The following is a 24,167-nucleotide window of genomic DNA, read 5'->3' on the forward strand; positions in this document are numbered from 1 at the left end:
GCTCAAACAGCTCGAACAGCTCGAACAGCATGAGCGAAAGCGGACAGACGCGCGCAGGCGCATTGTTACAATAGCGAGTTATGGATTCTTCCCTGATACAGACCATTGCGGTGTACGCGCTGCCGGTGATATTTGCGATCACGCTGCACGAGGCCGCGCATGGCTACGTCGCGCGCTGGCTCGGTGACAACACCGCCTACGTGCTCGGCCGCGTGTCGATCAACCCGATGCGCCATATCGATCCGCTCGGCACGATCGCGATTCCGCTGCTGCTGTATTTCGCGACCAGCGGCGCATTCATGTTCGGCTATGCGAAGCCGGTGCCGGTCGCGTTCGGCAATCTGCGCAATCCGCGCTGGGGCAGCCTGTGGGTCGCGGCGGCCGGGCCGCTGTGTAACTTCATTCAGGCGTTGATCTGGGGCGTGGTCGGCGTCGCGCTTGCCGTGCTCAATGTCGACGAACCGTTTTTCACCCGCATGGCGGCCGCCGGGGTTGGCGTGAACCTCGTGCTCGGCGTGCTGAACCTGTTCCCGTTGCCGCCGCTCGACGGCGGCCGCGTGCTGATGGCGCTGTTGCCGCCGCGGCCGTCGCTGATGCTCGCGCGCCTCGAGCCCTACGGTTTTTTCATCGTGATGGCGCTGGTGATGACGGGCACGCTCACCCGTTTCTGGCTCAGGCCGCTCGTTACGCTCGGTTACGGCGCGATCACCGCCATTCTGACTCCACTCGTTTCGCTCTTCTAATACAACCATGTTCCCAGACCGTATCTTCTCCGGCATGCGGCCCACCGGGTCGCTGCACCTCGGCCACTATCACGGCGTGCTGAAAAACTGGGTCAAGCTGCAGTCCGAATACCCGTGCTTCTTCTGCGTGGTCGACTGGCATGCGCTGACGACCCACTACGAAACGCCCGAAGTGATCGAAAAGAACGTGTGGGACGTGCTGGTCGACTGGCTCGCTTCCGGCATCGATCCGGCCCAGGCGACGCTGTTCATCCAGAGCAAGGTGCCCGAGCACGCGGAACTCGCGTTGCTGCTGGGCATGAGCACGCCGCTCGGTTGGCTCGAACGTGTGCCGACCTATAAGGAGCAGATGGAGAAGCTCAAGGACAAGGACCTGTCCACCTACGGCTTCCTCGGCTATCCGGTGTTGATGGCGGCCGACATCCTGCTGTATCGCGGCTCGCTGGTCCCCGTTGGCGAAGACCAGGTGCCGCACGTCGAGATGACGCGCGAGATCGCGCGCCGCTTCAACTATCTGTACGGCCGTGAGCCGGGCTTCGAGGAAAAGGCCAACGAAGCCGCGAAGAAACTCGGCGGCAAGCGCGCGAAGCTGTATCACGAGCTGCGCAACGCGTATCAGCAGGAAGGCGACGACGAAGCGCTGGAACGCGCGCGCGCCATGCTGCAGGAGTCGCAGAGCCTGTCGATGAGCGATCGCGAGCGCCTGTTCGGCTACCTCGAAGGTTCGCGCAAGATCATTCTCGTCGAACCGCAGGCGATGCTGACCGAAGCGTCGCGTATGCCGGGCCTCGACGGTCAGAAGATGTCGAAGTCGTACGGCAACACGATCGGTCTGCGTGAAGACGCGGAAACGATCACGAAGAAGGTTCGCACGATGCCGACCGACCCGGCGCGCGTGCGCCGCACCGATCCGGGCGATCCGGACAAGTGCCCGGTATGGCAGCTGCATCAGGTCTATACCGACGAAGCGACCCACGAGTGGGTGCAGAAGGGCTGCCGCTCGGCGGGTATCGGTTGCCTCGACTGCAAACAGCCGGTGGTCGAAGGCATTCTGCGCGAGCAGCAGCCGATGCTCGAGCGCGCGCAGAAGTATATGGACGACCCGTCGCTGCTGCGCGCGATCGTCGCCGACGGCTGCGACAAGGCTCGCCGCTTCGCGACCGAAACGATGCGCGACGTCCGCGAGGCGATGGGCCTTTCGTACAACTGAGCCGGCGCGTTAAAGCAGACCCCGATGATGAGTACGTCCGTCGCCGTTCCGCATGGTCTCGGTGAGCCGTCGCGCTGGGTGCGTGACTGGGCGCACCTCGTTGCGCCGGGCGGCGCGGTGCTCGACGTCGCGTCGGGAGCGGGGCGGCACGCGCGTTTTTTCGCGTCACGCGGGCACCCGGTCACCGCGGTGGATCGTGACGCGGCCGCGCTCGAGTTGCTGCGCGACGCGCCACACGTGTCGCCGCTCGTCGCCGACCTCGAAAACGCGCCGTGGCCGTTGCCCGGCGATGCGGCGTTCGCCGCGATCGTCGTGACCAACTACCTGCACCGGCCGCTGTTCCCGCAGCTACTGCATGCGCTCGCGCCCGGCGGCGTGCTGGTTTACGAGACCTTCGCGCAAGGAAACGAAAGCGTCGGCAAGCCATTTAATCCGGCCTTTTTGCTGGCTCCGGGCGAGCTGCTGGAGCGGGTGCGCGGCCAGTTGCGGGTGGTCGCGTACCAGGACGGATTTCTTGCGCAGCCGCGTCCGGCCTATATTCAGCGCATCTGCGCGATCCGCGAGGCCGCGGGTTCGAACAACCCCGAGCAGACGGCATTCCCACCGTGTTACGAGTTGGCGGGCTAATCCGCTACAATCGCGGTTTACCTGATCAAATTCATGGCTTTTCATGACTAACGGCAACCAGAGCGCTCACCAGGACGGTGTCAAGATTCGCGGCAGCATCCCTGCCATCATCACCCCGATGCTCGAAGACGGCAGCCTCGACCTGCCGGCGTTTCGCAAACTGATCGACTGGCACGTCGAAGAAGGCACGGACGCGCTGGTCGTGGTCGGCACCAGCGGCGAGTCGGCCACGCTGTCGGTCGAAGAACACGTGCTGATGGTCAAGACCGCGGTCGAACACGCGGCGGGCCGCATTCCGGTGATCGCGGGCGCGGGCGCCAATTCGACCGCCGAAGCCATCGAACTCACGCAACACGCGAAAGACGTCGGCGCGGACGCGACGCTGCAGGTCGTGCCGTACTACAACAAGCCGACCCAGGAAGGCATCTACCGCCATTTCTCGAAGATCGCCGAAAGCGTCGATCTGCCGGTGATCCTGTACAACGTGCCGGGCCGCACCGTCGCCGACATGAGCAACGAGACCATCCTGCGCTGCGCGCAGGTGCCGGGTATCGTCGGCGTGAAGGAAGCGACCGGCAACATCGACCGCGCCGCGCATCTGATCAAGGCGGCGCCGGCGCACTTCGGCATCTATAGCGGCGACGATCCGACCGCGTTCGCACTGATGCTGCTCGGCGGCCACGGCAATATCTCGGTGACCGCGAACGTCGCGCCGCGTGCGATGAGCGATCTGTGCAAGGCCGCGCTCGCGGCCGACGCGAAGACCGCGCGCGAGATTCATCTGAAACTCCTCTCGCTGCACAAGTACCTGTTCGCCGAAGCGAATCCGATTCCGGCGAAATGGGCGCTGCAGCAAATGGGGCGCGTGCAGGGCGGCATCCGCTTGCCGCTCACGCCGCTCGACGCGCAATACCACGAAGTGGTGCGCGGCGCGCTGCGCGAAGCGGGCCTGCTCGGCTGAGCGGCGCGCCCGCCCAGTCGCAGCGTCCGCAAGACCGCCACCGGCATTTCATTAACCGACGTCGCTTCAGCCCACGTTCCCGGCAGACCGAACCAGGCATCGCGTTCCAGCATCACGAAGGACTTCATGAAACGTTCCGCACTTTCCCTCCACGCAACCCGCATGGCGGCGCTGGCGCTTGCCCTGACATCGCTCGCCGGCTGTGACACGCTGAACGACTGGTTTGCCTCCGACCGCGTCGATTACAAGTCCACCGCCAGCGCGCCGCCGCTCGCGGTGCCGAGTGATCTGAGCACCTCGCCGACCGACCAGCGTTACGTGGCGCCGCCCGCCAATCTGGCGCTGGGCGGCGCGACCGCGCGCAACGTGACGGCTGCGGGCAACGCGTCCGAAGGCCAGCCGACCGCGCAGGATCCGCTCGGCATGCACATCGAGCGCGACGGCGATCGTCGCTGGCTGGTGGTCGACGGACGTTCGCCGGAACAGCTGTGGCCGCAGTTGCAGGAGTTCTGGCAGGAGAACGGCTTCGCGCTGAAGACCGACGCGGCGTCCACCGGCATCATGACGACCGACTGGGCTGAAAACCGCGCGAATATTCCGGACGACTGGTTCCGCCGCACGGTGGGCAAGCTGATCGACTTCGCATACTCGTCGGGTACACGCGACAGCTTCCGCACGCTGGTGTCGCGCGGTCCGAACGGCACGACGGACATCTCGATCACGCACAGCGCGATGGAAGAAGTGCTGACGGGCCAGGACAAGACCTCGTCGCGTTGGGAGGAGCGTCCGCGCGATCCGGCGCTGGAGGCGCTGTTCCTCGCCAAGCTGATGCAGAAGTTCGGCCTGACCGAAGCGCAGTCGAAGCAGTTGCTGACCGACGCGCGTCCGGCCGCCGCGCCGGCCACGATCGAGCAGAACGCGGGCGCGTCGACGCTCGACCTGCAGGAGTCGTTCGACCGTGCATGGCTGCGCGTGGGCCTCGCGCTCGATCGCACCAATTTCACCGTCGACAACCGCGATCGCGAGAAGGGCATCTACTACGTGCGCTACGCGGATTCGATGCAGGAGCTGAAGAGGGAAGGGCTGTTCGGCAAGCTGTTCTACAGCGGCAATTCGGCGCGCAAGCCGGGGCAGGAATTCCTCGTCAACGTGCGCGCGAAGGGTGACTCGGTGACCCAGGTCGCGGTGCTGAACGCGAACGGCCAGATCGATACGTCGTCGGACGCGCAGCGCATCGTGTCGCTGCTGCACTCGCAACTGAACTAGGTGGGTCGTGCGCTTCGCAAGTCTTGGCAGCGGCAGTGAAGGCAATGCGCTGCTGGTCGAGGCGCACAGCGGTACGACTACCACCCGCGTGCTGCTCGATTGCGGCTTTTCCGCGCGCGAAGTCGAGAAGCGTCTCGCGCGGCTCGGCGCAAGCGCCGAGCATCTCGACGCAATTCTGATTACCCACGAACATAGCGACCACATCGGCGGCGCGCTGACGCTGGCGCGCAAGTGGTCGATTCCGTTGTACATGAGCTGGGGCACCGCGCGCGCGGTGGGCGCCGACGAAGCCGATGTCGACCTGCAGGTGCTGTGGGGCGACGAGGCGGTGGCGATCGGCGACCTCAGCATTCTTCCCTATACGGTTCCGCACGACGCCCGCGAGCCGTTGCAATACGTGTTCTCGAATGGCGCGAGCCGGCTCGGCGTGCTGACCGACGTCGGTACGTCCACGCCGCATATCAGTGCGGTGCTGAGCGGCTGCGACGCGCTGGTGCTCGAGTGCAATCACGACGCGCAGATGCTCGCGGGCAGCCGCTACCCGCCGTCGCTGAAGGCGCGCATCGGCGGCAATCATGGTCATCTGAACAACGACGCGGCGGCGGACATTCTGGCGTCGCTCGATCGCTCGCGCTTGCGGCATCTGGTGGCTGCGCATCTGAGTCAGCAGAACAATCTGCCGGAGCTGGCGCAGGCGGCGTTGGGCGGCGTGCTCGGCGCGGCGCACACCGAGGTCGTGGTGGCGTCGCAAACCGACGGTTTCGCGTGGTTGTCGGTTTGATGCCGCCCTGACGACTTGTGACCGCAACGCCGACTTCAGGCGGCCGCTCCATGAAAAAAGCCCATAACGAGTAATCGTTATGGGCTTTTGTTCTAGCCGCTGAAGGCGGCGCCGAAGCGCCGCGCGTTGGCCGGACTTAGTTGCGGTTGCCACCGAAGATGCCGAGCAGCGCCAGCAGGTTGACGAACACGTTGTACAGGTCGAGATAAATCGCGAGCGTCGCGGTGATGTAGTTGGTTTCCCCACCGTTCACGACCCGCTGCACGTCGAACATGATGTACGCGGAGAAAATCACGATCGCGAGGACCGAGACCGTCAGCATCAGCGCCGGCAGTTGCAGGAACACGTTCGCGACCGATGCCAGCAACAGCACGATCACGCCCATGAACAGCCACTTGCCGAGACCCGAGAAGTCGCGCTTGCTGACTGTGGCGACCGTGGCCATGGCCGCGAAGATCACGCCAGTGCCACCGAACGCGAGCATGATCAGCGACGGACCGTTCGAGAAACCGAGCACGAACGCGAGGATGCGCGACAGCATCAGCCCCATGAAGAACGTGAAGCCCAGTAGCACGAATACGCCTACGGCGCTGTCCTTGGTACGCTGGATTGCGAACATGAAGCCGAACGCGATCGCGAAGAACGCTAGCATGCTCATTGCCGGGCTGGTCGCGGCGAACAGCGAGAAGCCGGTGGCGAGGCCGACCCATGCGCCGAGCACGGTCGGAATCATCGACAGCGCGAGCAGCCAGTAGGTATTGCGTAGCACCCGGTTACGCGTTTCGGCCGTGCTGACCGCACCGTTGCGGCCAAACATATACGGATGATCGTTCATGGTCTCTCCTTACCTCGCAAGCGTGTTTCGTGATGGTGATACGGAAATTCGTGAAGTGCCGGCGGAGCCGGCATTTACCCCTAAGATTAGCGCCGCGGCAGGGAGTTTCAATGCCCTGCGATTCCCCACACAGCATACGCTACCAGAATTATTTGACTTCCTGCAGCAACCTTTCAGTGCTGTAAGGGTTCAATCGCAATCATACACGGGAACATGCTACAATCGCGGATTCATTTGAATCTGTAACCTCTTAATTTTTTGGAGTTTTTATGGCGATCGAACGCACCCTGTCGATTATCAAGCCGGACGCAGTGGCAAAGAATGTGATCGGCCAGATCTACAGCCGCTTCGAAAACGCTGGTCTGAAGATCGCGGCATCGCGCATGGTTCATCTGTCGCGTGCTGACGCCGAGAAGTTCTACGCTGTGCACGCAGCGCGTCCGTTCTTCAAGGACCTCGTCGAGTTCATGATCTCGGGTCCGGTGGTGGTGCAGGTTCTGGAAGGCGAAAACGCAATCCTGAAGCACCGCGAACTGATGGGCGCGACGGACCCGAAGAAGGCGGACAAGGGCACGATCCGCGCCGACTTCGCCGACAGCATCGACGCGAACGCAGTCCACGGTTCGGACGCGGCTGAAACGGCAGCGGTGGAAATCGCTTTCTTCTTCCCGCAAGTCAACGTGTACGCACGTTAAGCACTGATGCGGGCGGCGCGTGACCGGCGTCCCGCGCAATGTGCCGGCCGGTTCCGTGCCGCGGGTTTCGTGTAGCCGGGTTTGATCGCACGAATCGCACGCGCGGACCGGCAACGTAGTAAGGTAAAAGCAGCAGGAATGGGCGCGATCGGCAGGGCGTTCATGCAGCTTGTTGCATGAATGAAAGTCTCGCACTGAAATGGCAGGATTCGATATGACGAGCAGTCCCAACGTCAACCTTCTCGACCTCGACGCCCAAGGGCTCGTCGCCTATTGCGACAGCCTGGGCGAGAAGCCGTTTCGCGCCAAGCAATTGCAGCGCTGGATTCACCAGTACAACGCTGCCGACTTCGACGGTATGACCGATCTCGCGAAGTCCTTGCGCGAAAAGCTCAAGGGGCGCGCGTCGATCACGATGCCCGGCATCGTCAGCGACCATATTTCCACCGACGGCACCCGCAAGTGGCTGATCGACGTCGGCAACGGCAACGCCGTTGAAACCGTGTATATCCCCGAGGAAACGCGCGGCACGCTGTGCGTGTCGTCTCAGGCCGGATGCGCGGTCAATTGCCGGTTCTGCTCGACCGGCAAGCAGGGCTTCTCCCGTAATCTCACCACCGGCGAAATCATCGGCCAGCTGCGCATGGCCGAATTTGCGCTGCGCGCGTCGCGCGGCGATACCGGTGGGCGCGCGATGGGCGGCGACGGTAAAGGTGAACGTGTGGTCACCAACGTCGTGATGATGGGCATGGGCGAACCGCTGCTCAACTACGACGCGGTTGTGCCGGCCATGCGGCTGATGCTCGACGACAATGCGTACGGCCTGTCGCGCCGGCGCGTGACACTATCCACCTCCGGCGTCGTGCCGATGATGGACCGGCTCGGCGCCGATCTGCCGGTGGCGCTCGCGGTGTCGCTGCATGCGTCGAACGATGCGCTGCGCGACGTGCTGGTGCCGCTGAACAAGAAGTATCCGTTGCGCGAACTGATGGCTGCGTGCGAGCGCTATCTGAAAGTCGCGCCGCGCGATTTCATTACGTTCGAATATTGCATGCTCGATGGTGTGAACGACAGCGAGGCTCATGCGCGCGAGCTGCTCGCCGTCACGCGTAACGTGCCGTGCAAGTTCAATCTGATTCCGTTCAATCCGTTCCCGGAATCGGGCCTCATCCGCTCGAAGTCGGAACAGATCAAGCGGTTTGCGCAGGTGCTGATGGACGCGGGCGTCGTCACCACGGTGCGCAAGACCCGCGGCGACGATATCGATGCTGCCTGCGGTCAGCTGGCCGGTGCGGTGAAGGACCGCACCCGTCTTGCCGAACGCACCGGGAAGGCGGCGAAGGTCATTGAAGTTCGCGCCGTGTAATCGGACAGGGCTGGCAGGGCGCCAGTGGTCGCGCGAAAAACCGCGTGCCCGCAACAAAGTGCCAGATGCCCCGCCGATTGAAAAGAAAGTTTGCAGAATCGATCAGGAGCGGCACACAAAGCCGCGCATTTTGTTATAAACGGTCTGCGATTTGGACGCGAGGCTCGAGCCCGTCCGGTTGCACCAGAAAAGAATCGACGCGAAAGGATTTGGGATGAGTGAGCCGCAGCACCCGCAGCCGCACGAGACAGATACGAACGACGGCCATCCGGCACCCGTAGCGCGTGCGGTGGTTCAGCCGGTCGTGCAGCCGGCCCTCGATTCGCTGGCGGCGGTTGGCGCGCGCTTGAACCAGTTGCGTGAAGCGAAGGGCTGGACGATCGAAGACGTGTCGGCGCGGCTGAAGGTGTCGGTCGTCAAGCTGAGAGCGCTCGAGGCGGGCGACATCAGCCATCTGCCGGATACCACTTTCGCGCTCGGCGTGGTGCGCAGCTACGCGAAGATGCTCGGTGCCGACCCGGCGCCGTTTACCGCCGCGCTGCGTCGCGAAAAGGGCGTGCCGGCGCCGAATCTGTCGATGCCGGCCTCGTCGGGCAAGGACCTGCCGCGCGGCAAGGTTTCGCTGACGCTCGGCGACAGCGGCCACAAAAGCCGCTCGTGGCTGTGGGGTGTCGCGGCCATCGTCGTGGCGGTCATCGCGCTCGGCATGTGGCGTACCAATGGTGGTGATTCGTCCGCGTGGCTCGCGCGTCTGAAGGCGAGCGCGAACGGGTCGACAAATAGCGAAACGGTTGCGTCGGGCGTGGTCGCACAAGCTCCGGCGGCGGCAGCACCGGACGCGGCAGCGCCGGCCGCCACTGCCGGCAATAATGCGGCGGGCGCGGACACCGCGGCAGCATCGGCGACGCCGATGCCCACGCCGCTCGCCACCGGGACGACGGCAGGCGCGGCTCCCGCAACGAACGCCTCAGCCGCCGAACCGAAGGCCAGCTCGCAGCCCAAGGCGGCCGCGAGCGCGCCGGCGTCGGTCGTCGCGGGCGCAGCGGCGCCGGCGACCGTGGCGGCGCCGGGCGATGCGGTCGTCGCGCTGCGCGTGACCCAGGACAGCTGGTTCAGCGTGCGCGGCAAAGACGGCAAGGAGCTGTTCTCGGGCCTCGTGCATGCGGGCGATTCGAAGGAAGTGAGCGGCGCTGGGCCCTTCAAGGTCACGGTTGGTAACAAAGCCGGACTCGAATCGATCACGCTCGACGGCCAGCCGGTCGATCCCGCGAAATATTCGGCAGCCAAGGGCAACGTGGCGCGCTTCGCGCTGCCTTGACAGATACGGTACGCGCCGCGGCCACCCGGTCCGCGGCGCTTTTTCAATTCAGGCGCTGCGTTTGTAGCGCATGCGGCGTAAATGGGTTTTTCGATGCAAACCGAGGCTCAATCCCAATCCTGTAGCAAGATCGTTTCAGACGAGCCGGTGTTCGGCGGTCCCGCGATGCGGCGCAAGTCGCATGCGGTCAATGTCCGCTGGGGCGGCCAGCTGGTGACCATCGGCGGCGATGCGCCGGTGCGCGTCCAGTCGATGACCAATACCGACACCGCCGACGCGATCGGCACCGCGATCCAGATCAAGGAATTGGCGCAGGCCGGCTCCGAGCTGGTGCGCATCACCGTGAACACGCCGGAAGCCGCGGCGGCCGTGCCGGCGGTTCGCGAGCAGCTCGACCGCATGGGCGTGATGGTGCCGCTCGTCGGCGACTTCCATTACAACGGCCATCTGCTGCTGCGCGACTATCCGGCCTGCGCGGAAGCGCTGTCGAAGTACCGGATCAATCCGGGCAACGTCGGGCACGGCGCGAAGCGCGACACGCAGTTCGCGCAGATGATCGAGGCGGCGGTCAAATACGACAAGCCGGTGCGAATCGGCGTGAACTGGGGCAGTCTCGACCAGGACCTGCTCGCGAAGATGATGGACGAAAACGCGTCGCGCGCCACCCCGTGGGAAGCGCAAAGCGTGATGTACGAAGCGCTGATCCAGTCGGCGATCGGCTCGGCCGAACGCGCCGTTGAACTCGGCCTCGGCCGCGACCAGATCATCCTGTCGTGCAAGGTCAGCGGCGTGCAGGATCTGATCGCGGTGTACCGCGAACTCGCGCGCCGTTGCGACTTCGCGCTGCACCTCGGGCTGACCGAGGCGGGCATGGGCTCGAAGGGTATCGTCGCGTCGACCGCGGCGCTGTCGGTGCTGCTGCAACAGGGCATCGGCGACACGATCCGGATTTCGCTGACACCGGAACCGGGCGCATCGCGTACCGGCGAAGTGATCGTCGGTCAGGAAATCCTGCAGACGATGGGCCTGCGCTCGTTCACGCCGATGGTGATCGCGTGCCCGGGCTGCGGCCGCACCACCAGCACGCTGTTCCAGGAACTGGCGTCGCAGATCCAGACCTATCTGCGCCAGCAGATGCCGGTGTGGCGCGACCAGTTCCCCGGCGTCGAGCAGATGCACGTCGCGGTGATGGGCTGCATCGTGAACGGGCCTGGCGAATCGAAGCAGGCCAACATCGGCATCAGCTTGCCGGGCTCGGGCGAGAATCCGGCCGCACCGGTGTTCATCGACGGCGAGAAGGTCAAGACGCTGCGCGGCGACAATATCGCGCAAGAATTCCAGCAAATCGTGAGCGACTACGTCGAGCGCCGCTATGGCCGCGCCGACGCGCTCAACTAAACCGCGGCAATCGAAACACAGATGACTGAACAGAAGAAAAAGCTCGAGAAGCTGTCCGGCGTGAAGGGCATGAACGACATCCTTCCGCAGGAAGCCGGGCTCTGGGAATTTTTCGAAACCACCGTCAAGTCGATGCTGCGTTCGTACGGATACCAGAACATCCGCACGCCGATCGTCGAGCATACGCAGCTGTTCACGCGCGGTATCGGTGAAGTGACCGACATCGTCGAAAAAGAGATGTACAGCTTCACCGACGCGCTGAACGGCGAGAACCTGACGATGCGCCCGGAAAACACCGCGGCGGTCGTGCGCGCGGCGATCGAGCACAACATGCTGTACGACGGCCCGAAGCGTCTGTGGTACATCGGCCCCATGTTCCGTCACGAGCGTCCGCAGCGTGGCCGCTATCGCCAGTTCCATCAGGTCGGCGTCGAGGCGCTCGGCTTCGCCGGTCCGGACACGGACGCGGAAATCATCATGATGTGCCAGCGGCTGTGGGACGACCTCGGGCTGACCGGCATCAAGCTCGAAATCAACTCGCTGGGCCTCGCTGAAGAGCGCGCCGCGCATCGCGTCGAACTGATTGCGTACCTCGAAAAGCACATGGACGTGCTCGACGAAGACGCGAAGCGCCGTCTCTATACGAACCCGCTGCGCGTGCTCGATACGAAGAACCCGGCGCTGCAGGAAGTCGCGCAGAACGCGCCGAAGCTGATCGATTTTCTCGGTGCGCAATCGCTTGCGCACTTCGAAGGTCTGCAGCGCATTCTGAAGGCGAACAACATCCCGTTCACGATCAACCCGCGCCTCGTGCGCGGTCTCGATTACTACAATCTGACCGTGTTCGAATGGGTGACCGACAAACTCGGCGCGCAGGGTACGGTGGCGGCCGGCGGCCGTTACGATCCGCTGATCGAACAGCTCGGTGGCAAGCCGACCGCCGCGTGCGGCTGGGCGATGGGCGTCGAGCGGATTCTCGAGTTGCTGAAAGAAGAGCAACTGGTGCCGGAAGCGGAAGGCTGTGACGTGTACGTAGTCCACCAGGGCGACGCCGCGCGCGAGCAGGCCTTCATCATTGCTGAGCGTCTGCGCGATACGGGTCTCGACGTGATCCTGCATTGCAGCGCGGACGGTCAGAGCGCCAGCTTCAAGTCGCAGATGAAACGCGCCGACGCGAGCGGCGCCGCGTTCGCGGTAGTGCTAGGCGAAGACGAGATCGCGAACGGCACGGTCGGCGTCAAACCGCTGCGCGATACGCAAGCTGGCGGCGGTAAGAGCGAGCAACAGAACGTGCCGGCCGAAGACTTGACCGAATTTCTAATCAATGCGATGGTTGCAACCGCCGAAGACGGCGACGACTGAGCGCGCTGTCGTCGGGCCGGCTGGCTCGACACACGTCAGTATCAAGAAAGAGGAAATCGCCGGGCGATGAGTTACCACGACGAACAAGAATCGATTGAAAGTGTGAAGGCATGGTGGAAGCAGTGGGGCAATGCGACCACGTGGATCTTGCTGGTGGTATTGCTGGCAGGCGCGGCTTATAACGGCTGGAATTTCTGGCAGCGGCGTCAGGCGGCGGAAGCCGCGGTGCTGTATGACCAGGTGCAGCAGGCGGTGGCCGCGGGCGACAAAGCGCAGGTCGCGCGCGTCGCCGCCGACATGGAAGACAAGTTCGGCCGCACCGCGTATGCACAGATGACCGCGCTCGGCGCCGCCAAGGCGCTGTACGCCGCCGGCGACGAAGCCGGCGCGAAGGCGCAACTGCAGTGGGCAATCGATCACGCGAAGGACGACGAGTTCAAGCAGATCGCGAAACTGCGCATGGCGTCGCTACTGCTCGACGAAAAAGCCTACGATCAGGGTCTCGCGCTGCTGGCCGAGCCGCAGGCGCAAGCCTTCAAGGGCCTTGTCGCGGATCGCCGCGGCGACCTGCTCGCCGCACAAGGCAAGAGCGACGACGCGCGCGCGGCCTATAAAGTCGCGCTCGATTCGCTGTCGAAGAGCGACAGCTCCGCGCGTCAGCTGATCCAGTTCAAGCTGGACGCGCTCGGCGGTTGAGTGTGGCGCGCGGCGAGCCGCGCGCCACCACCGCAAGACGACCTCCTTTAATCCATTTCCTGAATGCTTCGTCCACCGATGAATCTGCTGAAACGTTACGCCGTGCCCGTTATCTGTGCGATGACCGTCCTGACGCTGGCGGCTTGCTCATCCACGAAAGACGAGCGCCGTGTGCCGACGCCGCTCACCGAGTTCAAACCCGTGCTCGACGTGCAGCAGTCGTGGTCCGCGAGCGTCGGCAAGGCGGGCCGCTATCTGTTCTCCCCGGTGGCGGTCGGCAATGCCGTGTTCGCGGCGGCCGCGAACGGCACGGTCGCCAGGATCGACGCGCAAACCGGCAAGGACGTGTGGCGCGTCAAGCTGCATGACGATCTGTCGGCCGGGGTCGGCAGCGACGGCACGCTGACCGCGGTCGGCGGCCTGAAGGGCGACGTCTACGTGCTCGGCGCGGACGGCAAACAGCTGTGGACCGCCAAGGCGCCGGGCGAGATCATCTCGCCGCCGCTGGTCGGCAACGGTCTCGTGGTGGTGCGCACGATCGACGGTCAGATCGTCGCGTTCAACGCGCAGACGGGCGAGCAGAAGTGGAACTACCGCAACCGCGCGGTGCCGCTGAACCTGCGCGTGTCGTCGGGAATGACCTTCGCCGGCGATGCCGCGGTGCTGGCCGGTTTCCCGGGCGGCTCGTTCGCCGCGATCAACCTGCAGACCGGCGACGCCTACTGGCAGACGCCCGTGTCGTATCCGAAGGGCGTGACCGAAGTCGAGCGTATCAACGACGTGACGGGCCCGCCCACGCTGGTCGGTTCGCAAACCTGCGCGGTCACCTTCCAAGGCCAGATCGGCTGCTTCGACGCGAACTCCGGTCGCGCGCTGTGGGGCAAGCCGTTCTCGAGCGCGAGCGGTCTCGCGCAGGATGAACGCAGCGTGGTTGCCGCCGACGACTGGTCGGTCGTGTCCTCGTTCGACGCGAATAACGGCTCGGTGCTGTGGAAGAACGAAGCGCTGAAGAACCGCGACCTGAGCGTGCCGATGCTGCTCGGCCGCGCGGCCGTGTTCGGCGACTATCAGGGCTACGTGCATTTCCTGTCGGCCGTCGACGGCACGCTGGTCGCGCGGGTGAAAACCGACGGCAGCGCGATCGTCGCGGCGCCGGTGCTGGCCGGCGACACGCTGGTCGTGCAAACGCGCAACGGCGGGCTGTACGGTTTGCGTCCGCGCTGATCACGCGGCATACGGTTGTCTGGCGCGCAGGCCGGCTTTGCCGGCCGCGCGCTTTTTAATTGAGGTTGGCGTCGGCCTTGACGCCGGCCAACGGTAAGCAGGCGAAGCGACGCGTGCCTGTCTGTCCGTCGTCGCGGTGGCAAGGCCCACCAGAAAAAACCGCCGGACGGGCTGGTCCGGCAAGTCGGTTCGAGCGTCGCGCCGACCGCACGCGCGGCACCCCGCGAACTTTTCCGCCGATGCCGCGAACAGGCGTGCTCGAGCGGAGCTGTGAACCGCCGGGCCGTCGGACCTGCAGCAGGCGGCCGCAGGTGCCGGCTGTACAGCCCATTCCCGTCCGCCCGGATGCGCGTCGTAAGCGCGTATCCGGAGCTGGCTGAATTCGTGATAATTTCGTCGGAACACCGCCAGCTGGCGGCCATTCGGCGTCGCTACGCGGGTGCGCAATTTCTCGCTCCCGCGTTCACTGTGAACAAGATCAGATGAAACCCGTTATTGCCCTCGTCGGGCGCCCCAATGTGGGGAAATCCACGCTGTTCAACCGCCTCACGCGCTCGCGTGACGCGCTGGTTGCCGACCTGCCCGGTCTCACCCGCGATCGCCATTACGGCGAGGGGCGCACCGGCGAGCGGCCGTATCTGGTCGTCGACACCGGCGGCTTCGAGCCGGTCGCGAAAGACGGCATCCTGCACGAGATGGCGCGGCAGACCCGCCAGGCGGTCGAGGAGTCGGACATCGTCGTGTTCATCGTCGACGGCCGCAACGGGCTCGCACCGCAGGACAAGTCGATCGCCGACTATCTGCGCAAGGTCGGCCGGCCGATCTTCCTCGTCGTCAACAAGGCCGAAGGGATGCGCTACACGACGGTCGCCGCCGACTTTTACGAGCTCGGCCTCGGCGACCCGCGGGCGATTTCGGCCGCGCACGGCGACGGCGTGACCGAGATGATCAACGAGGCGCTCGAAGTCGCGTACGCCGGCCAGCCGGAAGAAAGCGACGAAGACAAGGAAACGCGCGGCGTGAAGATCGCGATCGTCGGCCGGCCGAACGTCGGCAAGTCGACGCTGATCAACGCGCTGGTCGGCGAAGAGCGGGTGATCGCATTCGACATGCCGGGCACTACGCGCGACTCGATCTATGTCGATTTCGAACGCCAGGGCAAGCCCTACACGCTGATCGACACGGCCGGCCTGCGCCGCCGCGGCAAGGTGTTCGAGGCGATCGAGAAGTTCTCGGTGGTGAAGACGCTGCAGTCGATCTCCGACGCGAACGTCGTGATCCTGCTGCTCGACGCGCGTCAGGACATTTCGGAGCAGGATGCGCACATCGCCGGCTTCGTGGTCGAACAGGGGCGCGCGCTGGTGGTCGGTGTAAACAAGTGGGACGGTCTCGATCCGCATGTGCGCGAGCGCACCAAAGCCGACCTCGAGCGCAAACTAAAATTTCTGGACTTCGCCAAATTCCACTTCATTTCCGCAGCGGAAAAAACCGGAATCGGCCCGCTGATGCGTTCGGTCGACGACGCCTACACGGCCGCGATGTCGAAGCTGCCGACGCCGAAGCTCACGCGCGCGTTGATCGAGGCCGTCGAGTTCCAGCAGCCGCGCCGTCGCGGTCCGGTGCGGCCGAAGCTGCGTTACGCGCACCAGGGCGGTCAGAATCCGCCGATCATCGTGATTCACGGCAATGCGCTCGATGCGATCACCGACACGTATAAGCGCTACCTCGAGAATCGCTTCCGGGAAACTTTCAAGCTGACGGGCACTCCATTGCGAATAGAGTTCAGATCGTCGACGAACCCTTACGCGGACAAGGGCTGACGCGGGGCCGGGAAAGCGCTTCGAACCGGGCCTCGAAGTCAGGCTGAAACCCGCGTGTGCGTTGGCTTTGGCCGCCTGGCCAGGGCCCGCGCGCCGAAATGAAAATCAGCTATAGTGTAGCGGTTGGCGGTGGATCTCTTTTTCTTCCCCGCCAATTTAGTCAACCTGCAAAAAAATACGGAGTTTGCTATGAGCAACAAAGGGCAATTGTTACAAGACCCGTTTTTGAACGCACTGCGTAAAGAGCATGTGCCGGTGTCGATCTACCTGGTCAACGGCATCAAGCTTCAAGGGAACATCGAATCGTTCGACCAGTACGTCGTGTTGCTCCGGAATACGGTCACCCAGATGGTCTACAAGCACGCCATTTCGACGGTCGTGCCGGCCCGCCCGGTGAATTTCCACCCGGATTCCGAACAGTCCTAACCCTCGTCGCGGCCGGCCCAGCGTCGCCCGTTGGCGATCATTCCCGGCCGCGTCATTTTGATACCCTCCAATTTGATCAATGCAGCGCTCGTCGGCATCGACTTCGGCAAGATCGATTTCGAAGCCAGTCTCGAAGAACTCAGCCTGCTCGCGCAAAGCGCGGGCGCGAATCCCGTAGTCACCCTCACCGGGCGCCGATCCAGCCCCGACGCGAAGATGTTCGTCGGCAGCGGCAAGGCCGAAGAATTGCGCGTTGCGTGCGAGGCGAACGACATCGAACTCGTGATCTTCAACCATGCTCTGGCACCTGCGCAGCAGCGCAATCTGGAGCGGGCGCTTAACCGGCGCGTGGTCGATCGCACCAGCCTGATCCTCGACATTTTTGCGCAACGCGCCCGCAGCCACGAAGGCAAGCTGCAGGTCGAGCTCGCGCAGCTGCAGTACCTGTCGACCCGGCTGATTCGCGCATGGACCCACCTCGAACGGCAGAAGGGCGGTATCGGTCTGCGCGGTCCGGGTGAAACCCAGCTCGAAACCGACCGTCGGCTGATCGGCGAGCGCATCAAGGCGCTCAAGATCCGGCTCGACAAGCTGCGCCGTCAGCATGGCACGCAGCGTCGCGCGCGCAGTCGCAATCAGACCATGTCGGTGTCGCTGGTCGGTTATACGAACGCCGGTAAATCGACGCTGTTCAATGCGCTGACCAAGGCCCAGGCGTATGCGGCCGATCAACTGTTCGCGACCCTCGACACGACTTCGCGGCGCGTCTATCTCGGCGACGAGGCGGGGCAGGTGGTGGTGTCCGACACGGTCGGCTTCATCCGCGAGTTGCCGCACCAACTGGTCGCCGCGTTTCGCGCGACGCTCGAGGAAACCATTCACGCTGACCTGCTGCTGCATGTCGTCGATGCGTCGAGCGCGGTGCGGCTCGACCAGATCGATCAGGTCAACGAGGTGCTGCACGCGATCGGCGCGGACACCATCCGGCAGGTGCTGGTGTTCAACAAGATCGACGCGGTGCCTGAGTTGGCGGCCCGTGGCGACGCGGTCGAGCGGGATGAGTATGGTAATATTTCGCGCGTCTTTTTGAGCGCGCGCACGGGGCAGGGGCTTGATACGCTGCGCGCTGCCATCGCTGAAATCGCTACTGCCGAACCGCTTGCCGATATGCCGCTCGACGCGTCGAAAGACGACCGCACGGCGGAACCGAACGAAAACCACAAGGTTCCAGAACTCGGGCACTGACCCGTTCCAATTGCACTGACCCGCTGTCTACTCTGGTGAACGAACACAGGTGAACGATTACAACGAGCGGAGTACCTGGCTGCGTATGCGCGCCTTGCTTTCACTGAACGATCCGCGCTGGGGCCGGGGCGACGGCAATGGCGACCGGCAACGGCCGAACGATCCGAAGCGTCCGGGGCGCGACGGCGAAGGCCCTCCCGACCTCGACGAAATGTGGCGCGACTTCAACCGTCGTTTGAGCCGGATGTTCGGTCGCAAGGGCGGCGGCGGTGGGGTCGGCGGCGGCCGTCCGGATAACGGGCGCGGCGCCCGTATCGGCGTCGGTATCGTGATCGGCGTGCTGATCGCGATTTATCTCGGCAGCGGGGTGTTCGTCGTGCAGGACGGCCAGCAGGCCGTCGTCATGCAATTCGGCAAGTATCGCTACACCGCGAATCAGGGTGTGCATTGGCGCTTGCCGTATCCGTTCGAATCCCACGAGTTTGTCAACGTCGCCCAGATCCGCCAGGTCGAGATCGGCCGCAGCAACGTGGTGCGTCTCGCGAACGTGAAGGACGCGTCGATGCTCACGCACGACGGCGATATCGTCGACGTGCGCTTCGCGGTGCAATACCAGATCCGCAAACCCACCGACTATCTGTTTCGCGGCGTCGATGCCGAGCAGAGCGTGACCAGCGCCGCGCAGGCGGAGGTGCGCGCAATTGTCGGCGCGCACAGCACCAGCGAGATTCTCGATCAGGATCACGAAGCATTGCGCCAGCAACTGATGACGGCGATCCAGCAATCGCTCGACCAGTACGAGTCCGGTCTCGCGGTGACCGGCGTGACGATCCAGAGCGTACGAGTGCCCGAGCAGGTGCAGCCGGCGTTCGACGCGGCCGCCAGGGTCCACGACGAAAACGAGCGCGCGAAGCGCGACGCGCAGGCGTACGTGGCCGATCTGTTGCCGCGCGCGCAGGCCGACGTCGCGCGGCAGGTCGAGGAAGCGAAAACCTATAGCGCGAACACGGTCGCCCAGGCGCAGGCCGAGGCCGAGCGCTTCAAGCAGGTCTACGCGCAATACGCGAAGGCGCCCGCGGTGGTGCGCTTCCGCCTGTACATGGAAACCATGCAGCAGATCTACTCGAACGCGACCAAAGTGTTCGTCGATGCGAAGAACGGCAACAACGTGCTGTATCTGCCGCTCGACCGGCTGGTCGAGATCAATCGTGAGCGCCAGGCCGCGGCGGCCGCCGCTGCCGGTGCGAGCGCGCCGCAGGCCGCCAGCGCAGCCGTGCCGGCGCCGGCACAGGCCGGTGCCGCGGCGGCCGACAGCGGCGCCGCTACTGGCGCTGCCACTGGCGCCGCAGCCGGCGCTTCAGCCGATGCCGCGTCCGCTCCCGCAGCTTCCGCGCCTGCCGCAGCGAGCCGGCCGAGCGCCGCATCGCTGCGTTCGCGCGAAGCATTCCGCAATCGCATGCGCGAAGACGACGTCCAATAAGGAGCGCACGGAAATATGAACAGAATCATCGCGCTCGTCGTCGCCATCGTCATCGTGCTGTTCGCGGCATCATCGATGGTGTTCGTCGTCGATCAACGCCATATGGCCGTGCTGTCCCCGCGCGGCGATGCGGCGCCGACGCTGCTCGGCCCCGGCCTGCACGTCAAGTTGCCGCCGCCGCTGCAAACGGTCACGCTGGTCGACAACCGCATCCAGTCGCTCGACGCGCCGGACGAAGACCATTACGTGACTTCCGACAAAACCGAGTTGCTGGTCAATCCGGTCATCAAGTTCCGCATCACCGATCCGCTCAAGCTGCTCGCCGAAACGAAGGGCGACGTGCAGAGCCTGCCGGAGCGTCTCGCGCTGCTGTCGCGCGGCGCGCTGGGCGACGCGTTCGGCCAGTTCACGCTGGCCGACGCGCTGGCTAAACAGCAGGCCGTGGCCGAACAGGCCCGCGGCGCGCTGGACAAGGGCGCGGCCTCGCTGGGCGTGTCGGTGGTCGACGTGCGGTTGACCCGCATCGATTTCCCGGCCGCGCAGGCCGACACCGTGTTCAAGCGAATGATCGCCGCGCGCGAGCAGGTCGCCGTCGACGAGCGCGCGAAAGGCACCGCCGAAGCGGACCAGATTCGCGCGGACGCACTCGCGAAGCAGCAGGCGGTGCTGGCCGAAGGCCTCGCCCAGGCGCAGGGCATTCGCGGCGAAGGCGATGCGAAGGCCGCGGAAATCGCCGCCGAAGCGTTCGGCAAGGACCCGCAGTTCTATCAGTTTTACTTGAGCATGCAGGCGTACCGGAAGACCTTCAAGCCGGGCGATCTGATCGTGGTCGACTCGAACAGCGAGTTCTTCCGCTTCATGCGTAGCCCGACCGGCGGCGTCGCCCCGGACGCCCCCGCGACGACCCCGCGCAAACGCTGATTACCGACGGCCGCGGCATCCGCATCGCGGCCGCTTCACTCGCATGGACATAGCTGGCTCGTTGTTGCTCGCGATCGCCCTGATGCTGATCATCGAGGGGATGTTCCCCTTCGTGTTTCCGAGCGCCTGGCGCGATACGTTCCGTAAAATAGCGGAGCGGCCGCCGCACCATATTCGCGTCGGTGGACTGATCGTGATGCTGCTGGGGCTGGTGTTGCTGTTCATCGTGACCTGACAAAACGGCGCGCATCCGGCTGCGGCACGCGCCGCTCCCGGCAAACTCGCGGCGCGCCCCCGGTGGCGAGCCGCCAGAATCAAGCCGCTGCCCGCCATTCACACTCATTTATCGGCGCTTCAAGACGCCGTGTTCAACGCCGTAGGACTGTATCGATGTCGACCTGGTTGCTTCCCGAGAATATTGCCGACGTGCTGCCGTCGGAGGCCCGCAAGATCGAAGAATTGCGGCGCCATTTGCTGGACCGTTTCCGCTCGTACGGCTACGAGATGGTAATGCCGCCGCTGCTCGAATACCTCGAGTCGCTGCTGACGGGCGGCGGCCAGGATCTGAATCTGCGCACCTTCAAGCTCGTCGATCAGCTGTCGGGCCGCACGCTCGGTCTGCGCGCCGACATCACGCCGCAGGTCGCACGGATCGACGCGCATCTGCTGAACCGTCAGGGCGTCACGCGCCTGTGCTACGCGGGCAATGTCGCGCATACGCGACCGCGCGGTCTGCACGCAACCCGCGAGCAGATTCAGATCGGCGCTGAAATCTACGGCCACGCGGGCCTCGAAGCGGACCTCGAAATCCAGCAACTGATGCTCGACGCGCTGCGTCTGGCCGGCCTCGGCAAGGTGCGCCTCGACCTGTGCCACGCGGGCGTGCTCGCGGCGCTGATCGAAGCGGAGCCGGCCGCCGCGCAGCTCGGCCAGGCCCTGTACGACGCGCTCGCCGGCAAGGACGTGCCGCGCCTCGTCGAGATGACCGCGCAGTTCTCGCCGGTGATCCGCGACGCGCTGCGCGCGCTGCCCACGCTGTACGGCGACGCGTCGGTGCTTGAGGAAGCCCGCGCGCGGCTGCCGAACTCGCCCGCGATCGCGCGCGCGCTCGACGATCTCGCGTTCCTCGCGACCCAGGTCGACGGCGCCGAGGTGATGATCGATCTCGCCGATCTGCGCGGCTACGCGTACCACAGCGGCGTGATGTTCTCCGCGTATGTGGACGGCGTGCCGAACGCGGTCGCGCGCGGCGGCCGTTACGACCACGTCGGCCAGGCCTACGGCCGCGCGCGCGCGGCTACCGGCTTCTCGCTCGATCTGCGCGAAGTCGCGCGGATCTCGCCGATCGAGGCGCGCAGCAGCGCGATTCTCGCGCCGTGGCGGCACGACGAGACGCTGCGCGCGGCGGTTGCGGCATTGCGCGACGCGGGTGAAGTGGTGATTCAGGCGCTGCCTGGCCACAAACACGATCTCGATGAGTTCGCGGCCGACCGCGTGCTGGTCGAGCGCAACGGTGCATGGGTGGTCGAACCGCGCGCGTGAGCCGCGCATCGTTCATACACTTCGCAATACTCAACATAACGTGCATGCCGTTGAGCGGAAACGGAAAAAATCCGGAAGCTTCCGCGAACCTAGGTAAAATACGTTTTTAACCAGCTTACGAAACAACATGTCTGCCAGCGCAGTGAATGTGAACCCCGGGCGCAACGTCGTCGTCGTGGGTACCCAGTGGGGTGATGAGGGCAAGGGCAAGATCGTCGACTGGCTGACGGACCACGCTCAGGGCGTCGTTCGCTTCCAGGGCGGTCACAATGCCGGTCACACGCTCATCATCGGCGGCAAGAAAACCATCTTGCGTCTGATTCCGTCGGGCATCATGCGCCCCGGCGTCGCGTGCTACATCGGCAATGGCGTCGTGTTGTCGCCGGAAGCGCTGTTCAAGGAAATCGGCGAACTCGAATCGGCCGGTATCGACGTTCAGAAACGCCTGTTCATTTCCGAAGCCACCACGCTGATCCTGCCGTATCACATCGCGATCGACCAGGGCCGCGAAGCGCGCCGCGGCGCGAGCAAGATCGGCACCACCGGCCGCGGTATCGGCCCGGCATACGAAGACAAGGTTGCACGTCGCGGCCTGCGCGTGCAGGACCTGTTCGATGCGACCGAATTTGCCGCCCGTCTGCGCGAAAACCTCGACTATCACAACTTCGTGCTGACGCAATACCTCGGCGTCGCCGCGGTCGACTTCCAGCAAACGCTCGACACGATGCTCAGCTATGCCGACCGTCTGAAGCCGATGGTCACCGACGTGTCGCGCCGTCTGTATGACGCGAACGCGAACGGCGGCAACCTGCTGTTCGAAGGCGCGCAGGGCACGCTGCTCGATATCGATCACGGTACCTATCCGTACGTGACGTCGAGCAACTGCGTAGCGGGTGCCGCCACGGCGGGCGCCGGCGTCGGTCCGCAGAAGCTCAACTACATCCTCGGCATCACCAAGGCGTATTGCACGCGCGTCGGTTCGGGGCCGTTTCCGAGCGAGCTGTACGACGCCGACAACGCATCGCGTCAGGACCCGATCGGTCTCGAACTGGCCACCGTCGGCAAGGAATTCGGTTCGGTCACCGGCCGTCCGCGCCGCACCGGCTGGCTCGACGTCGCCGCGCTGCGCCGCTCGATCCAGATCAACGGCGTATCGGGCCTGTGCATGACCAAGCTCGACGTGCTCGACGGCCTGGACGAAGTGAAGCTGTGCGTCGGCTACACCGTGGACGGCCAGCCGCTCGATCTGCTGCCGCGCGGCGCGTCGGAAGTCGCGCGCTGCGAGCCGGTCTACGAAACGTTCGCGGGCTGGAAGGAAAGCACGGTCGGCATCAGCGACTGGGACAAGCTGCCCGCCAGCGCACGTGCGTACCTGTCGCGCGTGGAAGAAGTCGCGGGTATCCCGATCGACATGGTGTCCACCGGCCCGGATCGCGACGAAACGATTCTGCGCCGTCATCCGTTCAAGGTTTAAGCAATGCAAGGTGTACCGATGATCGCGATGAAAGATCCGCGTAACGACGACAAGAACCTGTGGGTCGGCTGGGACGAATATCACCGGCTGATCGAGGTGCTCGCACTTGCCGTGCACGAATCGGGCTGGAAATTCGATCAGATCCTGTGTCTCGCGCGCGGCGGCCTGCGCGTCGGCGATCAGCTGTCGCGTATTTACGATCTGCCGCTGGCGATTCTCGCCACCAGCTCGTATCGCGAAGCGGCCGGCACGGAGCAGGGCGAACTCGACATCGCGCAATACATCACGATGACGCGCGGCGAACTGCACGGCAACGTGCTGCTCGTCGACGATCTCGTCGATTCGGGCGTCACGCTCGCGCGCGTGCAACAGCATCTGAAGGAACGCTATCCGGCGATCACCTCGGTGCGCTCGGCGGTGCTCTGGTACAAGGGTTGCTCGAAGGTGAAGCCCGATTATCATGTGCAGTATCTGCCGACCAATCCGTGGATTCATCAGCCGTTCGAGGAGTGGGACACCGTGCGTCCGCATAACCTCGGTGCGTGGATCAAGCGCGGAATCGCGCAGGCCGAGGAATCGGCCGGCGAGTAACACTCGGGTGAGTGCGTCGCGGGAGCTTTGATTGTTGCAATGAAATCCGCGTCGCCAATTGCTGCGAGACTGTGCTTGCCGCAAAAATTCTCAGTGCGACGAAATCCGCAAAACGGAGCCCTTCCAGGCTCCGTTTTTTTTGCCCGCGGGCCGCGTAAGCGGGCGCTTCACACCTGAGTGAGACGG

The 24,167-nt window shown here is 64.6% G+C and carries 23 protein-coding genes; 22 read left to right on the forward strand and 1 reads right to left on the reverse strand.

What is annotated here, in order from left to right:
- Positions 1–80 precede the first annotated feature (80 nt).
- The 6 genes from LJ656_RS17585 (at position 81) to LJ656_RS17610 (ending at position 5,588) form a co-directional block, all read left to right on the forward strand.
- Positions 81–743 (forward strand): site-2 protease family protein, encoded by a 663-nt coding sequence (locus LJ656_RS17585; protein ID WP_230510662.1) that lies wholly within the window; start codon positions 81–83, stop codon positions 741–743.
- A gap of 7 nt (positions 744–750) precedes the next feature.
- A complete protein-coding gene (locus tag LJ656_RS17590; RefSeq protein WP_230510663.1) occupies positions 751–1,953 on the forward strand; it encodes a tryptophan--tRNA ligase in 1,203 nt (400 codons plus the stop codon).
- A gap of 27 nt (positions 1,954–1,980) precedes the next feature.
- The gene (locus LJ656_RS17595; protein WP_230510793.1) at positions 1,981–2,580 is read left to right on the forward strand and encodes a class I SAM-dependent methyltransferase; all 600 of its coding nucleotides are present in this window, start codon (positions 1,981–1,983) and stop codon (positions 2,578–2,580) included.
- A gap of 43 nt (positions 2,581–2,623) precedes the next feature.
- Positions 2,624–3,541 carry a 4-hydroxy-tetrahydrodipicolinate synthase gene (gene dapA / locus LJ656_RS17600; RefSeq protein WP_230510664.1) on the forward strand — a complete coding sequence of 306 codons (918 nt, stop codon included), beginning with the start codon at positions 2,624–2,626 and terminating at the stop codon, positions 3,539–3,541.
- Between the two features lie 126 nt (positions 3,542–3,667).
- The gene (bamC, locus tag LJ656_RS17605; RefSeq protein ID WP_230510665.1) at positions 3,668–4,807 is read left to right on the forward strand and encodes an NlpB/DapX family lipoprotein; all 1,140 of its coding nucleotides are present in this window, start codon (positions 3,668–3,670) and stop codon (positions 4,805–4,807) included.
- 7 nt (positions 4,808–4,814) lie between these two features.
- Entirely contained in the window at positions 4,815–5,588 is a 774-nt protein-coding gene (locus LJ656_RS17610) for an MBL fold metallo-hydrolase (RefSeq protein WP_230510666.1), read from the forward strand.
- A 136-nt stretch (positions 5,589–5,724) separates the two neighbouring features.
- Here LJ656_RS17610 and LJ656_RS17615 read toward each other — a convergent pair whose 3' ends face one another.
- Positions 5,725–6,423, reverse strand: coding sequence for a Bax inhibitor-1/YccA family protein (locus LJ656_RS17615; protein ID WP_230510667.1), 699 nt, complete (start codon positions 6,421–6,423; stop codon positions 5,725–5,727).
- Positions 6,424–6,692: 269 nt separating this feature from the next.
- Between LJ656_RS17615 and ndk the strand changes: the two genes are divergently transcribed.
- The 16 genes from ndk (at position 6,693) to LJ656_RS17695 (ending at position 23,981) form a co-directional block, all read left to right on the forward strand.
- Positions 6,693–7,118 (forward strand): nucleoside-diphosphate kinase, encoded by a 426-nt coding sequence (gene ndk, locus LJ656_RS17620; RefSeq protein WP_230510668.1) that lies wholly within the window; start codon positions 6,693–6,695, stop codon positions 7,116–7,118.
- Between the two features lie 214 nt (positions 7,119–7,332).
- Complete coding sequence (gene rlmN / locus LJ656_RS17625) at positions 7,333–8,484, forward strand: dual-specificity RNA methyltransferase RlmN (RefSeq protein ID WP_230510669.1); 1,152 nt, start codon at positions 7,333–7,335, stop codon at positions 8,482–8,484.
- A 214-nt stretch (positions 8,485–8,698) separates the two neighbouring features.
- A complete protein-coding gene (locus tag LJ656_RS17630; RefSeq protein WP_230510670.1) occupies positions 8,699–9,802 on the forward strand; it encodes a helix-turn-helix domain-containing protein in 1,104 nt (367 codons plus the stop codon).
- An 81-nt stretch (positions 9,803–9,883) separates the two neighbouring features.
- On the forward strand, positions 9,884–11,200 hold the full coding sequence (ispG, locus tag LJ656_RS17635; RefSeq protein WP_230510671.1) for a flavodoxin-dependent (E)-4-hydroxy-3-methylbut-2-enyl-diphosphate synthase: 1,317 nt from the start codon (positions 9,884–9,886) through the stop codon (positions 11,198–11,200).
- Between the two features lie 21 nt (positions 11,201–11,221).
- On the forward strand, positions 11,222–12,562 hold the full coding sequence (hisS, locus tag LJ656_RS17640) for a histidine--tRNA ligase (RefSeq protein ID WP_230510672.1): 1,341 nt from the start codon (positions 11,222–11,224) through the stop codon (positions 12,560–12,562).
- 66 nt (positions 12,563–12,628) lie between these two features.
- On the forward strand, positions 12,629–13,258 hold the full coding sequence (locus tag LJ656_RS17645; RefSeq protein ID WP_230510673.1) for a tetratricopeptide repeat protein: 630 nt from the start codon (positions 12,629–12,631) through the stop codon (positions 13,256–13,258).
- A 78-nt stretch (positions 13,259–13,336) separates the two neighbouring features.
- On the forward strand, positions 13,337–14,482 hold the full coding sequence (gene bamB, locus LJ656_RS17650; protein ID WP_230510674.1) for an outer membrane protein assembly factor BamB: 1,146 nt from the start codon (positions 13,337–13,339) through the stop codon (positions 14,480–14,482).
- 482 nt (positions 14,483–14,964) lie between these two features.
- Complete coding sequence (gene der, locus LJ656_RS17655) at positions 14,965–16,302, forward strand: ribosome biogenesis GTPase Der (RefSeq protein ID WP_075301283.1); 1,338 nt, start codon at positions 14,965–14,967, stop codon at positions 16,300–16,302.
- 189 nt (positions 16,303–16,491) lie between these two features.
- The gene (hfq, locus tag LJ656_RS17660; RefSeq protein WP_006051315.1) at positions 16,492–16,728 is read left to right on the forward strand and encodes an RNA chaperone Hfq; all 237 of its coding nucleotides are present in this window, start codon (positions 16,492–16,494) and stop codon (positions 16,726–16,728) included.
- A gap of 57 nt (positions 16,729–16,785) precedes the next feature.
- Positions 16,786–17,973 (forward strand): GTPase HflX, encoded by a 1,188-nt coding sequence (gene hflX, locus LJ656_RS17665; RefSeq protein WP_230510675.1) that lies wholly within the window; start codon positions 16,786–16,788, stop codon positions 17,971–17,973.
- Positions 17,974–18,022: 49 nt separating this feature from the next.
- Positions 18,023–19,453 carry an FtsH protease activity modulator HflK gene (gene hflK / locus LJ656_RS17670; protein WP_230510676.1) on the forward strand — a complete coding sequence of 477 codons (1,431 nt, stop codon included), beginning with the start codon at positions 18,023–18,025 and terminating at the stop codon, positions 19,451–19,453.
- A 15-nt stretch (positions 19,454–19,468) separates the two neighbouring features.
- A complete protein-coding gene (gene hflC / locus LJ656_RS17675; protein WP_230510677.1) occupies positions 19,469–20,374 on the forward strand; it encodes a protease modulator HflC in 906 nt (301 codons plus the stop codon).
- A gap of 43 nt (positions 20,375–20,417) precedes the next feature.
- Positions 20,418–20,609 (forward strand): DUF2065 domain-containing protein, encoded by a 192-nt coding sequence (locus LJ656_RS17680; protein WP_075301275.1) that lies wholly within the window; start codon positions 20,418–20,420, stop codon positions 20,607–20,609.
- A 155-nt stretch (positions 20,610–20,764) separates the two neighbouring features.
- A complete protein-coding gene (locus LJ656_RS17685) occupies positions 20,765–21,916 on the forward strand; it encodes an ATP phosphoribosyltransferase regulatory subunit (protein WP_230510678.1) in 1,152 nt (383 codons plus the stop codon).
- Between the two features lie 127 nt (positions 21,917–22,043).
- Positions 22,044–23,390: an adenylosuccinate synthase gene (locus LJ656_RS17690; RefSeq protein ID WP_230510679.1), complete on the forward strand. Its 1,347-nt coding sequence runs from the start codon at positions 22,044–22,046 to the stop codon at positions 23,388–23,390.
- A gap of 3 nt (positions 23,391–23,393) precedes the next feature.
- Positions 23,394–23,981 (forward strand): phosphoribosyltransferase, encoded by a 588-nt coding sequence (locus tag LJ656_RS17695; protein WP_230510680.1) that lies wholly within the window; start codon positions 23,394–23,396, stop codon positions 23,979–23,981.
- Positions 23,982–24,167 lie beyond the last annotated feature (186 nt).

Source organism: Paraburkholderia sejongensis (genome assembly GCF_020880815.1).
Classification (GTDB): domain Bacteria; phylum Pseudomonadota; class Gammaproteobacteria; order Burkholderiales; family Burkholderiaceae; genus Paraburkholderia; species Paraburkholderia sejongensis.

Coding starts and splice junctions, on each gene's coding strand:
- rlmN (WP_230510669.1), top strand. CDS start 7,333: ATGACGAGCAGTCCCAACGTCAACCTTCTCGACCTCGACGCCCAAGGG.
- bamB (WP_230510674.1), top strand. CDS start 13,337: ATGAATCTGCTGAAACGTTACGCCGTGCCCGTTATCTGTGCGATGACC.
- LJ656_RS17695 (WP_230510680.1), top strand. CDS start 23,394: ATGCAAGGTGTACCGATGATCGCGATGAAAGATCCGCGTAACGACGAC.
- LJ656_RS17615 (WP_230510667.1), bottom strand. CDS start 6,423: ATGAACGATCATCCGTATATGTTTGGCCGCAACGGTGCGGTCAGCACG.
- der (WP_075301283.1), top strand. CDS start 14,965: ATGAAACCCGTTATTGCCCTCGTCGGGCGCCCCAATGTGGGGAAATCC.
- hflC (WP_230510677.1), top strand. CDS start 19,469: ATGAACAGAATCATCGCGCTCGTCGTCGCCATCGTCATCGTGCTGTTC.
- dapA (WP_230510664.1), top strand. CDS start 2,624: ATGACTAACGGCAACCAGAGCGCTCACCAGGACGGTGTCAAGATTCGC.
- LJ656_RS17595 (WP_230510793.1), top strand. CDS start 1,981: ATGAGTACGTCCGTCGCCGTTCCGCATGGTCTCGGTGAGCCGTCGCGC.
- LJ656_RS17690 (WP_230510679.1), top strand. CDS start 22,044: ATGTCTGCCAGCGCAGTGAATGTGAACCCCGGGCGCAACGTCGTCGTC.
- hfq (WP_006051315.1), top strand. CDS start 16,492: ATGAGCAACAAAGGGCAATTGTTACAAGACCCGTTTTTGAACGCACTG.
- ispG (WP_230510671.1), top strand. CDS start 9,884: ATGGGTTTTTCGATGCAAACCGAGGCTCAATCCCAATCCTGTAGCAAG.
- bamC (WP_230510665.1), top strand. CDS start 3,668: ATGAAACGTTCCGCACTTTCCCTCCACGCAACCCGCATGGCGGCGCTG.
- LJ656_RS17585 (WP_230510662.1), top strand. CDS start 81: ATGGATTCTTCCCTGATACAGACCATTGCGGTGTACGCGCTGCCGGTG.
- LJ656_RS17685 (WP_230510678.1), top strand. CDS start 20,765: ATGTCGACCTGGTTGCTTCCCGAGAATATTGCCGACGTGCTGCCGTCG.
- ndk (WP_230510668.1), top strand. CDS start 6,693: ATGGCGATCGAACGCACCCTGTCGATTATCAAGCCGGACGCAGTGGCA.
- LJ656_RS17630 (WP_230510670.1), top strand. CDS start 8,699: ATGAGTGAGCCGCAGCACCCGCAGCCGCACGAGACAGATACGAACGAC.
- LJ656_RS17590 (WP_230510663.1), top strand. CDS start 751: ATGTTCCCAGACCGTATCTTCTCCGGCATGCGGCCCACCGGGTCGCTG.
- LJ656_RS17645 (WP_230510673.1), top strand. CDS start 12,629: ATGAGTTACCACGACGAACAAGAATCGATTGAAAGTGTGAAGGCATGG.
- hisS (WP_230510672.1), top strand. CDS start 11,222: ATGACTGAACAGAAGAAAAAGCTCGAGAAGCTGTCCGGCGTGAAGGGC.
- LJ656_RS17680 (WP_075301275.1), top strand. CDS start 20,418: ATGGACATAGCTGGCTCGTTGTTGCTCGCGATCGCCCTGATGCTGATC.